Below are 13,295 nucleotides of genomic sequence, written 5' to 3'. Positions count from 1 at the left end.
ACGATTGCTGCGATGGTGACGACGGCGAGGTAGTTTCTCGCCGTTTTCTCGAGGCGCGTTATGCGGCGATATCCGCTCCCATTGCTCATCACGCAAAATCAGACGATCCAAAAAACCCATGACTGTCTCCAGAAGACAGTCTTGAATCTGATTTGCTCAGCCTTGGGGATCCCAAGAGTCCACACGACCTAGGCGTTGAACTCAGGCCGCCCCATCAAGCCGGCTGCATGGCCGTCAGCTGCCGCGTCTCGACGATCTCGGCGAAATCGGATTTCAGATGCGCCATCGTCACGTCGAAGATCGCGCGGGCCGACAGATGCGCATCCGGCAGGTCGAAGCCGAGCACGGCGTCGCTGACGACGCTCATCTTGAAGCCGAGATCCGAGCCAGCCCGCACGGTGGTATTGACGCAGAAGCCGGCGACCGCCCCTGTCACGACGAGATGCGTGATGCCGACCTCTTGCAGATAGCCTTCGAGCTCGGTCGACGCGAAGCCGGACGAGGTGCACTTGATGAAAACAGGTTCGTTCTCCCGCGCCACGGCGCAGGGCATCGGCTGGTAGCCGGGCGCCGTCTCATGCAGCGCCGAACTCTCGTCGGCGTCGCGATGGCGGATATGGATGACCGGCTTGCGGGCGGCGCGGAAGGTGGCGGCGAGCTCTGCGATCTTTTCTCCCGCTTCGCCGTTCACACGCTCGCGCCCGGCATTGAGCCGCTCCTGCATGACCATCTGCATATCGATAATGAGGAGTGCGGTGGTCATGGTTCCCTGGTCCTTTTCCGCGCTTGAAGGGCTCTGGGGAAGCTCTAGCATCTGCGGCTGGCCAAGTCGCTCGCAAAACAGGGCAACGGGGTCAACAGGTCATCACTTCTGCGCCAGCGAGAAGTAGGAAGAGGCCGAAGCCTCGTGGACTTGGGCTGCAACGGCGGCTGACGGCGTGCGCCTCCCACCTCGCATTCCCCGCCTCCCCTCGATCGAAACGGCAACAGCGACGTGACCCGATCGAAGTTTGCTCCAAAGGACGAAGCTGCAATCCGCATTGTCGATGCCGCGAGCCTTCATGGTTCCCCGCAACAACCAAAGGCTGAATTCTCCAAAATTACATTACACCACACCGCAAAATACCGCTATGATCCCGCCATCATAGCCAGGGGTGGTGAAATGATTTCGTCGCTTCAAAACCTGCTCGCGGGGCGCGTCGATGTTTGCGTCGTCGGCTCCGGGCCTGTCGGTCTGGCGCTGGGCATCGCGCTTGCCCGGTCGGGGCTTTCGGTCGCGCTCCTGGAATCCGGCGGCAAGGCGATCTCGGAAAAGACGAACCGGCTGGCGGCTGCGGCCTCCATCAGCACCGCCCACCATGCCGAAGCGAGCCTGACGATCCGCCGTGCAGTCGGCGGCACCTCGAAAGCCTGGGGTGGCCGGTGCGTGGAGTTCGACGACAGCGACTTCGATGGCAGGCCGGCGCGCGGCGATGCCCGCTGGCCGATCGAGCACAGCGCCTTCAGGGCCTATTATGACGATGCCCGCACCTTTCTCGGCGCCGAACTACCTGACGTCGAGATGCCTGACATGGAAGGTGAGTTCGAACCCTCGATCGAAAGTTGGGCCCGCGAGCCGGATATGGCCAAGGCGCATGGAGCGCTGATCGAAAGCCTGCCGAACCTGCACCTCGTCACCCAGGCAACCGTGATCGGGCTCGATCTCGATCGCGAAGGCGCTCGCACGAAACGGCTCATGGTGTGGCATCGCGGCAAGCTGCATTCCGTGGGGGCGACGATCTTCGTGCTGGCCTGTGGCGGGCGCGAAAATGCCCGCCTGCTGCTGGCAGCGCAGGAAATCGCGCCCCGGCTTTTCGGCGGCGTCGATGGCCCGCTCGGACGCTATTACATGGGGCATCTGGCCGGCGAGCTCGCCCGCATCCGCTTCACCGATCGCAGCTTCATGGAAAAGATGTTCTTCCGGCGCAACGGCGCCGGCGCCTGGTTCCGCTCGCGGCTGATACCGAGCATCGCCCTGCAGAACGAGCGCGATCTTTTAAACAGCGTCTTCTGGCTGCGCAGCCCGCCGCTGGAAGAGGTCTACGCGACGGCAGGCGCGCGCGCCACGCTGAACATGTTCAGGGCGATCACCGGCAGGCGCAAGATGCGCCGGCTGTCCTTCAAGGCGAGCGTATCCGACACTGCTTCGCTTTCCGACATGGTCGCAAACCCCATGCAAAGCTTCAACGCCGCCCTGCAGCTGACGACGGCAGCGCTCAAATCCGAACGGCAGCCAAATTTCTTCGTGAAGAACGGCGAGCATCTCTACTGGCTCGCCTATCACGGCGAACAGCGACCGGTCGCTTCCAACCGCGTGCGGCTGAGCTCCGAGGTCGATGAAACCGGCCTGAAGCGCCTGGCCGTCAGTTTCGACTTCGACGAGGAGGATCTCGCCTCGCTGATCAGGTGCCATCACGCGCTGGCGGAATGGATCGGCAAACGGCGGATCGGCACCTTCGAATGGCTCCACCCCGAAGACGGCCTGCAAACCGCCGTCCGCCGCCAGGCGCTCGACGGCTACCACCAGATCGGGCTCACCAGAATGGGCGCCTCGCCCCGCTCGAGCGTTGTCGATGGCAACTGCCGCTGCCACGACCTCGAAAACCTCTATGTCGCCGGCAGCTCGGTCTTCCCGGTCTCCGGACAGGCCAACCCGACATTGCCTGCTGTGGCGCTGGCGCTGAGGCTGGCGGACCATCTGAAGGGGGAGTTGCGGGGGTAGTTCAAGCTTCCTCCGCCCTGCCCGGCACCAGCAGTCATTCGCCCTGATGATGTGGGCCACGGCTCGGCGGGTTGCCTCCCCCATCCACGATCGCCCGGACGATGAGCGCGATACGTTCGTCACGCATGCCGGGCCGAATGCGGCCCGACCGTTCGAGTTCGGCAAGTCCGTGAAGGGCCGCCCAGAAGGTCTCGGTCACGATCTCCGCATCGGCGCAAAACGGAGAGACCGCTGCTGCCAGCACCTCGAAACCGGCCCGAAGTTCCGCTCGCGTGTCGGCTTCGGCGAACCGCAATTGGGTCGGGAGGATAAACATCGCCTGATAGAGCGACGGGCGGCTATGCGCGAAGGCAAAATAGGCCATGGCGACATCCGTGAGCGCATCTCGTCGGCTGTTCGCCCCGTCCACTGCTATCAGAAGAACGGCCGCGAGTTCCCTGAAGCCCTCGATTGCGACTGCCGCTACGATCGCGTCCCTGTTCTCGAAATGTGAATAGAGAACCGGCTGGCTGTATTCGATTTCCTTGGCCAGACGGCGGATCGTGACGGCATCCCATCCCTCGCTCTCCGCAATTGCACGGGCTGCCGCGACGATACGATCTTCGCGATCGGCGCGTTCCCGGCTTTTTCGCTCTGCGATACCCATTCCCAACCTCCCATGCCCTGCCCGCTGACATCAGGATCATATCACGGCTTGAATATCTAGCAACGCTAGCTTACATCTAGCACCGCTAGATTATTTCAAACCGCTAGAAGGATGGCGTGATGGATTGGCTTCTGAATGGGATCGGCCTGCTTGTGGCCCTCGCAATTATCGCGATCGGCACCGGCTATATCGCGACCCCAACGACCATGGTGCGCAGTTTTGGCCTGCCGCTTCCTGGAAATGACCCCGATATCCCCTCGTGGCTTCGCCTCAAGGGCGTTCGCGACATCGTGGCGGGATTGCTGGTGCTTGCCTTCATGCTGTGGGGGGTCCAACGGGAGATCGGCATCGTCCTGCTGATCGAGGCAATGATCCCTGTCGGCGACATGCTGGTCATTCTCGCGGCGAAAGGCTCCACGAAGAGCGCCTTCGGCATTCATGGCCTCACGGCTGTGATCATGCTCCTGGTGGCCGTTCCCATGATCACAGGTGCGCACTGAGATGGTTCATGTTCTCTCACTCTGGTTCCTGGCTGTCGCATTCTCAGGCGCGGGGATCGTCAATGCAATCGGCACATCAGGCACGCGAAGCGATTTTGCCCGGTGGGGCTATCCGCGCTGGTGGGGTATTTTGACGGGCGGACTTGAAATATCGAGCGCCGCCCTGATTGCGCTTCCCGCCAGCCGCATTCCCGGCCTGGCGCTCGGGGCGGTCGTCATCGCAGCCGCGATTTTGACTGTTCTGCGCCACCGCGACACTCAGCACCTTCCGCCGCTGAGCGTCTTCGTCAGCCTGATCGCTCTTGCCACGATCTCATCCTGAGCACCGTGAGCATATACCCTGACGGGATTCACGAGGTTGCACAATTCAGGATAGCACAACATCTGTTAGAACATTTTCCGGGCGCCAATGATCTTTCCTACCGTAATCAGCAATGGCTAATTGTTGTTATCGGCACCTGGAGTGCATCATTTCCCCGGCAGGTTGGGAAGACGCAGTCGAAGATCATCGACATCCAGGTGGAGGAAGAAACATGAAGCGCATCGCAGCTCTCGCAACGATCCTTGTTTTCGGCGCATTCCCCGCAATCGCCGCGACCGCGATGACCGGCAAGGAACTGACGGCCCTGTTGTCAAACGGCAAGGAACTCACCCTTGGTGGGCCGAAGGAAGGATATAGCGGCACGCTGTCCATATCGAAGGACGGGACCGCCAAGGGTCAGGTCAAGCTCGACAACGGTGACGTGATCCCGATCGAAGGCAAATGGCACATCGCCGGCAACAAGTTTTGCCGAACCTGGAAAGACGGCCGGGACGCCGGAAAGGAAATCTGCGAGACCTGGAACAAGACCGGCCCGAACTCCGTGCGCGTCATGAACGGCAAGCGCGATCTCGGCCCCAATTCATGGTGATCGCCCGACCGGCTATTCCCCCTTTTCGTCGGTCTCGTCCGCCGTGGGCTTGGTGCTGAAGAGGCTCTTGAGCGCATTGGTCTTGGATTTTTGCGCCTTGCTCAACTTCAGCGCCCGATTGGCGGCCTTGGCCTGTTCCAGCATCATTTCGATCTGGATCTGCTGGATCTCCGTCAGCCGTTCCCACTGCCGGTTCAACAGGTGATCGACCTTTTCATGCAGGTGGCGGATTTCCAGCTCGGCCTTGAGATTGACCTTGTAGTCGTTGAGCGCCCGCAACCGATCCTTTGCTTCCTGGCGGCGCTGGCTCATCATGATGATCGGCGCCTGCAGAGCGGCGATGGTCGAAAGGATGAGGTTCAGCAGGATGAAGGGATAGACGTCGAAGGCAGCCTTCTCGCCAAGCACCAGGTTGATCCCCATCCAGACGGCGAGGAAGAAGCAGAAGGAGATGATGAAGGTCCAGCTTCCGCCGAAGGTCGCGACGACATCGGCGACACGATCGCCGAGCGAACGGTGTTCCTCGTAGTCCTCTTCGATGTTTTCGGCGAGCGTGTCATGGGTCTTCAGGCTCTCGACGACCTCGTCCTCGAGGTTGGAGAGCTCGCCGCGTTCGTCGCGCAGCAATTCGGCAATGTACTGGCCGCGATAGTCATCGACCATCTTGCGACTGATATAGTCGTCCGAGCGGATGCCGGGGTGTTTCTGCCGCACGAAATCGGCGAGCGCGGGACGCAGATCGTCAAAATGGAAGGCGTCCTTCTTCTTCAGTGTGTGGCCCGTGATCGCGTCCACCAGCTTGACCGACTTTGCCTTCGCCTGCGCCAGGCTCTTGGAATAGTCGTCCATCTCGACGGTGGCGGCCTCCCCGTGCCCGGCATCGAAGTCGACGATTTCGCCCGTTAAATCCAGGGGCTTCTCTTCTGCCATCTGCTGATCCTCGCTCGCAATTTTCGCCCGTCTAGCGATCAATTCGAACAGGATTGTGACATGAATTTCATCGTAAATTGAGGGGACTGAGCGTTTCAGGCAGTGACGCATTTGAGAATGCAGAGACGGCGCGGTATTTCCCTTCTCCCCCGCGGGGGTCCGAAGGACGGGTCGAGACACGCGGCTCGACCCTGGTCAGGTGGCCCGAAGGGTCGGATGAGGGGCCGTAGGGTGAGGTTTTTGCCTCTGAGGCTCGCACAAGGGACGAGCGGTTCGCGACCGGATAATGCGAGCCACGGCCCTGCGGATTGCGCCCCGCCTCCACGATCGCCCGAACGACGAGCGCGATCCGCTGGTCACGCATGCCGGGCCTGATGCGGCCGGAACGTTCGAACTCGACAAGCCCGTGAAGCGCTGCCCAGAAAGTCTCGGTCACGATGTCAGCATCGGCGCAGAACGGGGATACCGCTGCCGCCAGCGCCTCGAAACCGGCCCGAAGCTCCGGTCTCGTATCAGCCTGCGCGAACCGCAACTGGGTCGGCAGGATGAATATGGCCGCCACGCGCGCAGGAACAAGCTGGCCACCCGGGCGCTTCCTCCTGTCTGTGAACCGCTCTCCTGTCGCCTGGACCGACCCGCATGGAGCTTCGCTCGCATGGATCGCGGACGAGACTTAAGACCCTCAATTGCAGAGCATCGCCAGGCATGCAAAATATTGATGTCTGCGCGTTTGGAAAATTCCATTCATCTCCGATAGGTCCGTATGAACTTCGTCGTTTTCATGCTGTGCGTGTTCGCCATTTTGATTCTGTTTTTCGTCGCCACAATTGCAATTTTCTTTCTTTGGCTACGCCGTCTCTGGCGACGAACGCGACCCGACCAGTCCGTCCGAAGAAGTCTGATTGTCGCTTTTGGTCTGGGGGCGATCGTATCGCTCTTCGTTGGGATGAAAATCTGGGAGCGAAACTTTGTTCTCGCACGCGTTCCCGAACCACTTGAAGTAGCAGAGATCGAGTATCGCCTGGAGGAATCCTGGGGCGTCGGTTTCATGCCCGGCGACAATGAGACCGGGTTCGTTGTCTATCGGCTGACCGATACGAGCGCAGACTGGGCACGAAAACAGGGAAGCCACCTGAAGGACATGCTTTCAGGAGGACAGGGAGTCTGGCACGCAACACCGGTCGACGACCGTAGCGACGAAGCAGCCTTGGACAGGTGGCATCCTTACGACGACGATCCAGATATGATGTCCGTGGAGCTTCCAGAGGGCCATCCGCCGACGATCTCTGAATACCTGGGAAAGTTCGGCTTCGATATCTCGATTAAAGACGGGCGCGACGGTGAAGCGGACAAAGCGATCCAGTCAACCGGATCATTCTACTCATACGGAACAGGCGGCAGCGTCACGATAGTCGATCCAGGTCGCGGCAAAGTTTTTTTCGCTTATGCGGGATGATTAGCGGCATTGATGGCCGCCCCTCCTCCCTTCGGAAACACAACCGCACGGAAATTCAGGAAGCTAATTTCGTGAAGTTGGGTGTGCCCCGTTTGATCATCTCGCTTCCGCCGATCCAATCCACGTTCAAGCCAAGCGGCGTGCCGTATGGTCGTGAGATTGGCGAAGACCGGCGCCAATTACGGATCGCGGCCAGCGACACTGTAATACCGGTCGATCGGCTTCACGGCCGCAATGCAACTTCCGCCTTTGTTGCGTAACAACCACTTATAGGAATCAAACGTGCTATAGGCGACCGATTTTCCGGGGGCAACCTCCCCGTACATTACTTCGTAGCCTTCCGGTGCCATCCAAGAGATCAGAACCGGCGCTGTTCCACGATTGTAGAAAGCAGCGATCGCGGGCTTTCCTCCTAACGCTGAGCGTGGAGCGATATCGTTTGGGCATGGCGCGGGACGCTTCATGGGCATGATATAACCAGTCGCCGCTCCAGTTAAAATCGCCGCGACTGTCACGACAGCGGTAGAACTGAATGTCATTGGGCGCTCCCTGAAAGCCAACCAGGTAAGGTCGACTGGTCTGCTTTTTTACCTCTGAACGAGAATCCGTTGCGGATTACAAAGCAAGACACGAGCGCCCAGGTCCACCAGAACAGAATCCCCCCGGCGATTCCGACAGGTCTGGGGGCAGCGCCATCAGCGACAGCGCCGCCCCCATTCCCTGGCTCGTGTAGGTGGCCCCTCGCCTACACCTCGCCGGCGGACCCCTCAATTCGGTTCGCGTATCGCATCATCCAGCCCGCGCAGCAGCGGATAGAGGAAATAGGAGATCACCGTCCGTTGGCCGACCTTGATCTCCGTCGACACTGTCATGCCCGGCAGCAATCTTACCGGCGCTCCGGCAGCATTCAGCCTTGTATCGGCCAGCAGGATGCGCGCCTTGAAGAAGGGGGCGGATGGCTGGCTCGGGGTGGCGGTCTGTTCCGGTTGGCCGGTGAGGAAAGTGTCCTCGCTGATCGTTCGCACTTCGCCCGTTGCCGTGCCGTATTTCTGGAAGGGATAGGCGTCGAGCTTGATGCGGGCTTCCTTGCCGACGGCGATGCGGCCGATGTCGCGGGTGTTGATCGAGACTTCGGCTTCGAGCGGCACGTTGATCGGCACCAGCGTCACCACAGGCTCGGCCTCGCGCACGACGGAACCGACCGAGCGCTGGGCGAGATCGAGCACGACGGCGTCTGCCGGTGCGGTCAGCGCCACCATGTTGCGGCGCAGCTCCATCTTCTTCTGCTCTTCGCCCGCCATGTCACGCTGGCCGCGCAGGTCCACCAGTTGCTCCATCGCGGCGCGGCGGAAATCCTCGATGAAGGCCTGGCGGTCGGCGCGCAATTTCGCATAGGCGTGGACTGCCTCGTCGGCCTTGCCGCGCACGGCGGTGATATCGGCCTCGACATCGAGACGGGCGTCGCGCGAGCCGAGCATGGTGAGCAGCGAGCCGCTTTCCTTGTCATAGAGCTTCTTTCGCGTCGCCTCTATCTGCGAAAGGTTGTCGCGCCGGTCGTTCAGCACGGCCTCCTGATTGCGGTTTGCCGCCAGTACGGACGACTGGCCGGCGATCTGCTGTTCGAAATTCTGCAGCTGCGCCATGTAGAAGGCCCGCCGCTGGCCGAAGAGCTGCACTTGCAGCTGCTCATCCTTCGTGTTGCCGGCAATCTTCGAATAATCCTCGCCGGCAAGCTCGGCCTCCAGGCGCTTCACCTGGGCGTCGAGGGCGGAAAATTTCGCCCTCAGCTGCCCGACATCGGCCTGGCTGAAGGTGGCGTCGAGCGTCGCCAGCGTCTGGCCGGCACGCACCACCTCGCCGGCCTTCACGTCGATCGTGCGGATGATCGAGGTTTCGAGCGGCTGGACGACGATGGTCGGCTGGGTGGTGACGAGCTTGCCCGGCGCAATCACCACCTCGTCAATGGAGGAGACCGAGGCCCAGGTGATCGCCGCGGCAAGCAACGCCGTGATGCAGTATAGCGTCATGCGGGCGACGCGCGGCGGCGCGCGTTCTTCGAGTTCGACGGCGTCGGACTGGAACTCGGCAATTGCCGGCGGCAGCGGCGGGCGGGCGGTGAGTTCCCTGCCCTTCTCCGGGCCCTTGTCTGATGGCCGCTTGTCTGAAGGAACTGGCATGTTTTCGTCGGATTTTCTGACGTGCGCGTTCATGCGACCTGCCTCATCTGCTGTGCCCAGAGGTGGCGGTAGGTCATGCAGCGCGACACGAGCTGATCGTGCCGGCCGATATCGGCGACCTTGCCGCGATCGATGACGAGAATGGCATCGGCATCGACCAGCGTCGAAAGCCGGTGCGAGACGATGATAACAGTGCGGCCGGCAGCGATGCGGCTGAGATTGTCGCGGATGATCGCCTCGCTGTCAGGGTCGAGCGCGCTTGTGGCCTCATCGAAGATCAGCAGCCTCGGATCGGTGATCAGCGCACGCGCAATGGCAAGCCGCTGTTTCTGGCCGCCCGAGAGGTTTGAGCCATTTTCCTCCAGCATCGTGTCGAAGCCGCGCGGCAGGCGCTCGATGAACTCTTCGGCGCCGGCGATGCGGGCGACCTCCATGATCTCCTCGATGCTGGCATCGGGCTTGGCGGCGGCAATATTGTCGCGCACCGAGCCGCGGAACAGGAAATTATCCTGCAGCACGACGCCGATGCTGGTTCGAAGATGCACGAGGTCGATCTCGCGGCTGTCATAGCCGTCCATGCGCACCAGCCCCTCCTGGCTCTGGTAGAGCCCCTGGATGAGCCTTGTGATCGTCGTCTTGCCCGAGCCGCTCTTGCCGACCACGCCGAAGACGCAGCCTGCCGGAATGGCGAAGGAGACATTGTCGAGCGCCGGCGCCGCATCAGGCGCATAGCGGAAGCTGACCCTGTCGAATTCGATGCGGCCATGCAGATGCGGCCTGACGCCACGCCCGCGGCCCGCCTGCTCCGGCCGCTGGTTCATGATCTCGCCGAGCATGCGCACGGAGAGAGCCACTTCCTGATATTCATGCACCATGGTGACGATCTGCACGAGCGGCCCCGAGACGCGGCCGGCGAGCATGTTGAAGGCAACCAGCGCACCGATCGTCATCGCGCCGCTGAAGACATCGAGCGCGCCAAGGCCGATGATCGCAACGCTCATCAGCTTTTCCAGAAGTCCCGTCAGCGACTGGGCGATGGTCGAGATCTTCTCGACGCGGAAACGCACCGAGATCGACTGGGCCGAATAATCGTCCCATACCTTGCGCTGGCGCGGCTCCAGCGCCAACGACTTGACGGTGCGCATGCCATGCACGGTTTCCACCAGTAGGGCCTGCCGGTCGCCTTCGGCCTGGTAGAGCGCCTTCAGGCGGCGCTGGAACGGCCCGACGAGCATCATCACCACGATGCCGACAAGGGCTGCGAAACCGAGCACCACGAGCGTCAGCTTGACGCTGTAGAGAAGCAGGATCGGCACGAAGACGAAGAGCGAGACACCATCGAGAAGCGTCAGGAACAGCCGGCCGGTCAGGAATTCGCGGATGCGCCCCGTCTGCTGCATATGCTTGACGAGAACGCCGGCCGAGGCCTGCTCGAAGAGCGCGATCGGCAGGTTGAGCAGATGGCCGAAAGTGCGGGTGGCGACGCGGATGTCGATCCTGTTCGTGGCGTAGAGCAGCAGGTAGCGGCGCAGGAAGCTGAAGGTCGCATCGAAGATCAGCGCGATCCCGATACCGACTGTCAGAACCGTCAGCGTCGCATAGCTCTGGTGCACGAGCACCTTGTCGATGACGAGCTGGAAGAAGATCGGCGTCATCAGCCCCAGGCCGTAGAGCACGAAGGCGGCGAGCGCGACATCGCGGAAGAAGCTGCGCTGCTTGATGATCTCAGGGACGAACCAGCGGAAGCCGAAGGGCCGGTCCTCATCGGACATGCGATAATTGCGTTTCAGCAGGATCGCCGATCCGAGCCAGGCCCTGGCGAATTGCTCTTCGCTGAGCATGATCACCTCGGCGCGAGAGGAAAGCGGGTCGAGAACCCGGATTCTCTCCTCCTCGCCCTCCCCGACAGCGCCGGCGATGACCACCCAGTTGCCGTTGTTGAGTTCGGCCAGCACCGGGAAGGCCTCGCCGAGCTGGAACAGGCTTCGCCAGTTGAGATCGAGATGCTTGGCCCTCAAGCCCGCATCCTTTGCCATGCGCAAGAGCTGCCGCACGGCAACGGGATCGTTGCCGACAGCATAATCGTGCTGCAGCCGCTCAGGAGAAAGATCGACGCCGTGATGACGTGCGACGAGCGCAAGACAATGCAGGTTGGTATGCAGAAAACCACTCATGGCCCACCCGAAACAATACGAGACCGAGGCTTAGTTTCAAAGAATTGGAGCGTCCTTTGTGCGTCCGAATGGACGCACGGCGCTCCAGATTTGTTTATCAGTTGAAGTTCGGCGAGGCGTTCGAAGCGCCGGCCTGCGCCGCCTGGATATCGGCGGCAGCGGCAGCCGACATATCGCCGATCCGGCGAACCGCACCCGCCTCGACCAGGCCGCCCAACGCCTTCTGCATGAGATCGACCGCATTGGCGAAGGCGTCGACCGGCATGATGATGCGCTGGCGGAAGACCGGCTTCGGATTGTTGTTGGCATCGCGGTCGGTCGCCGACAGCGACATCAGGTCGATGCGCACGATCGTGCCGGTGATGGTGATTTCGCCGATACCGTCTGCATAAAGTTCGCTGCTCATTGTTCTCTCCTCTGGTTGATAATCAAAACACGTTCACCTTAGGGCGTCTTACGTCCATCAGGACGCTCTAACTCTTTGAATGCGCATGCATATGTGCGTGCTGCCATGGCGGAAACGGATCCCGAAGCCCGGTGGCAATCTCCGGATCGAAACCCGTTTCCTCCCCGGCAAGGCAATCGTCGAGCGCACTGCAGATGGCGTGCCTGTCGAAGCCGGAACCGATGAAGACGAGCTCCTGGCGGCGGTCGCCCCAGACATCGTCCCAGTGCCTGTCGATCAGCTGGCGGAACTGCGGATAACGCGGCCATTGCGCCCTCGGCACGGATGCCCACCAGAAACCCCTGGTATCGATGCGGCATTGCGTGCCGGCAATGGACAGCAGGCCGATCTCATCAGGCCTTGTCGCCAGCCAGAAATGGCCCTTTGCGCGGATGAGGCCCGGCCATTTCCTGTCGAGGAAATCGCTGAGCCGCGCGGGATCGAAAGGCCGGCGGCTGCGATAGACGAAGCTTGCAATGCCGTATTCCTCAGTCTCCGGCACATGGTCGCCCCAGCCGAAGAGCTCCTTGTGCCAGAGCGGATGGCGAGCAGCCTTCGCCTCGCTGAAGAGGCCGGTATCCATGATCGCGCCAAGCGGCACCTGGCCGAAGACCGCCTCGATGACGCGGGCATCCGGATTGAGCGCCGCCACGACCTGGCGAACCTCGGCGAGCATTGCGGGCGGCACCTCGCCTGCCTTGTTGATGATGACGACGTCGGAAAATTCGATCTGCTCGACGAGCAGTTCGACGAGCTTGCGCTCATCGTCCCCGTCACGCCTTTCGCCGCGATCGGCAAGGAACTCGGCGCTCCGGTAATCGGCGAGAAGATTGACCGCATCGACGACGCAAACCATCGTGTCGAGCCTTGCCACGTCGCAGAGTGCTGCGCCGCTCTCGTTGCGGAAGGAGAAGGTGGCTGCGACCGGCAGCGGCTCGGCAATGCCGGTGCCCTCGATCAGCAGATAATCGAAACGGCCGGCAGCGGAGAGCCGGCGTACCTCGCTCAGGAGATCGTCGCGCAGGGTGCAACAGATGCATCCATTGGTGAGCTCCACCAGCGTCTCGTCCGTGCGCGAGAGGTCTGCACCCCCCTCGCGCACGAGGTCCGCATCGATGTTGACCTCGCTCATATCGTTGACGATGACAGCAACCCGACGACCCTCACGATTACTCAGTACATGATTGAGGACAGTCGTCTTGCCGGCGCCGAGAAACCCGGCGAGAACCGTAACCGGCAATCTGTTGTCTGCACGCATCATCGATATGATCATCCTTTACGATGCTTGGCCTTAC

At 61.5% G+C, this 13,295-nt stretch carries 13 protein-coding genes and 2 pseudogenes; 5 read left to right on the top strand and 10 right to left on the bottom strand.

The window, feature by feature from the left end; all coding sequences use genetic code 11:
• Together AB4Z13_RS00940 and AB4Z13_RS00935 are read right to left on the bottom strand one after the other, a co-directional pair.
• Positions 1-120, bottom strand: a pseudogene (locus AB4Z13_RS00940) (IS5/IS1182 family transposase); the annotation flags it as partial.
• Positions 121-214: 94 nt separating this feature from the next.
• On the bottom strand, positions 215-763 hold the full coding sequence (locus AB4Z13_RS00935) for an isochorismatase family protein (RefSeq protein ID WP_442205512.1): 549 nt from the start codon (positions 761-763) through the stop codon (positions 215-217).
• Positions 764-1,162: 399 nt separating this feature from the next.
• On the opposite strand from AB4Z13_RS00935, the gene AB4Z13_RS00930 reads away from it, so the two are divergent.
• On the top strand, positions 1,163-2,761 hold the full coding sequence (locus AB4Z13_RS00930) for a GMC oxidoreductase (protein WP_442205511.1): 1,599 nt from the start codon (positions 1,163-1,165) through the stop codon (positions 2,759-2,761).
• Between the two features lie 34 nt (positions 2,762-2,795).
• On the opposite strand, the gene AB4Z13_RS00925 is transcribed toward AB4Z13_RS00930, so the two are convergent.
• Positions 2,796-3,407 carry a TetR/AcrR family transcriptional regulator gene (locus tag AB4Z13_RS00925; RefSeq protein ID WP_442205510.1) on the bottom strand — a complete coding sequence of 204 codons (612 nt, stop codon included), beginning with the start codon at positions 3,405-3,407 and terminating at the stop codon, positions 2,796-2,798.
• Positions 3,408-3,526: 119 nt separating this feature from the next.
• Here AB4Z13_RS00925 and AB4Z13_RS00920 point away from each other — a divergent pair, with 119 nt between their 5' ends.
• The 3 genes from AB4Z13_RS00920 to AB4Z13_RS00910 all read left to right on the top strand — a co-directional run bounded on the left by AB4Z13_RS00920 (position 3,527) and on the right by AB4Z13_RS00910 (position 4,818).
• Positions 3,527-3,907, top strand: a complete 381-nt coding sequence (locus tag AB4Z13_RS00920) for a DUF4267 domain-containing protein (RefSeq protein WP_442205509.1) — start codon at positions 3,527-3,529, stop codon at positions 3,905-3,907.
• A 1-nt stretch (position 3,908) separates the two neighbouring features.
• Positions 3,909-4,229 carry a DoxX family protein gene (locus AB4Z13_RS00915; RefSeq protein ID WP_442205508.1) on the top strand — a complete coding sequence of 107 codons (321 nt, stop codon included), beginning with the start codon at positions 3,909-3,911 and terminating at the stop codon, positions 4,227-4,229.
• Positions 4,230-4,440: 211 nt separating this feature from the next.
• Positions 4,441-4,818, top strand: coding sequence for a hypothetical protein (locus AB4Z13_RS00910; RefSeq protein WP_442205507.1), 378 nt, complete (start codon positions 4,441-4,443; stop codon positions 4,816-4,818).
• Positions 4,819-4,830: 12 nt separating this feature from the next.
• Here the strand turns inward: AB4Z13_RS00910 and AB4Z13_RS00905 are convergent, their stop codons facing one another.
• Together AB4Z13_RS00905 and AB4Z13_RS00900 are read right to left on the bottom strand one after the other, a co-directional pair.
• Entirely contained in the window at positions 4,831-5,748 is a 918-nt protein-coding gene (locus tag AB4Z13_RS00905) for a DUF1003 domain-containing protein (RefSeq protein WP_113321279.1), read from the bottom strand.
• 292 nt (positions 5,749-6,040) lie between these two features.
• Positions 6,041-6,319: pseudogene (locus tag AB4Z13_RS00900) on the bottom strand (TetR-like C-terminal domain-containing protein); the annotation flags it as partial.
• 192 nt (positions 6,320-6,511) lie between these two features.
• Between AB4Z13_RS00900 and AB4Z13_RS00895 the strand changes: the two are divergent.
• Complete coding sequence (locus AB4Z13_RS00895; protein ID WP_442205506.1) at positions 6,512-7,204, top strand: hypothetical protein; 693 nt, start codon at positions 6,512-6,514, stop codon at positions 7,202-7,204.
• Positions 7,205-7,383: 179 nt separating this feature from the next.
• Here AB4Z13_RS00895 and AB4Z13_RS00890 read toward each other — a convergent pair whose 3' ends face one another.
• From AB4Z13_RS00890 to AB4Z13_RS00870, 5 genes are all read right to left on the bottom strand, one after another.
• Positions 7,384-7,743 carry a hypothetical protein gene (locus tag AB4Z13_RS00890; protein WP_442205505.1) on the bottom strand — a complete coding sequence of 120 codons (360 nt, stop codon included), beginning with the start codon at positions 7,741-7,743 and terminating at the stop codon, positions 7,384-7,386.
• Positions 7,744-7,971: 228 nt separating this feature from the next.
• A complete protein-coding gene (locus AB4Z13_RS00885; protein ID WP_442205504.1) occupies positions 7,972-9,414 on the bottom strand; it encodes an HlyD family type I secretion periplasmic adaptor subunit in 1,443 nt (480 codons plus the stop codon).
• A complete protein-coding gene (locus AB4Z13_RS00880) occupies positions 9,411-11,555 on the bottom strand; it encodes a peptidase domain-containing ABC transporter (RefSeq protein ID WP_310386245.1) in 2,145 nt (714 codons plus the stop codon). Before AB4Z13_RS00880 ends, AB4Z13_RS00885 begins: the two co-directional genes overlap by 4 nt.
• Positions 11,556-11,652: 97 nt before the next feature.
• Complete coding sequence (locus AB4Z13_RS00875; protein ID WP_220336956.1) at positions 11,653-11,961, bottom strand: hypothetical protein; 309 nt, start codon at positions 11,959-11,961, stop codon at positions 11,653-11,655.
• Between the two features lie 67 nt (positions 11,962-12,028).
• The gene (locus AB4Z13_RS00870; RefSeq protein ID WP_442205503.1) at positions 12,029-13,261 is read right to left on the bottom strand and encodes a GTP-binding protein; all 1,233 of its coding nucleotides are present in this window, start codon (positions 13,259-13,261) and stop codon (positions 12,029-12,031) included.
• Between the last annotated feature and the right edge of the window lie 34 nt (positions 13,262-13,295).

The organism is Rhizobium sp. YAF28 (assembly GCF_052113285.1).
GTDB lineage: Bacteria > Pseudomonadota > Alphaproteobacteria > Rhizobiales > Rhizobiaceae > Rhizobium.
The sequence above is the reverse complement of the archived record's forward strand: the minus strand, read 5'-3'. Positions and strand labels throughout refer to the sequence as shown.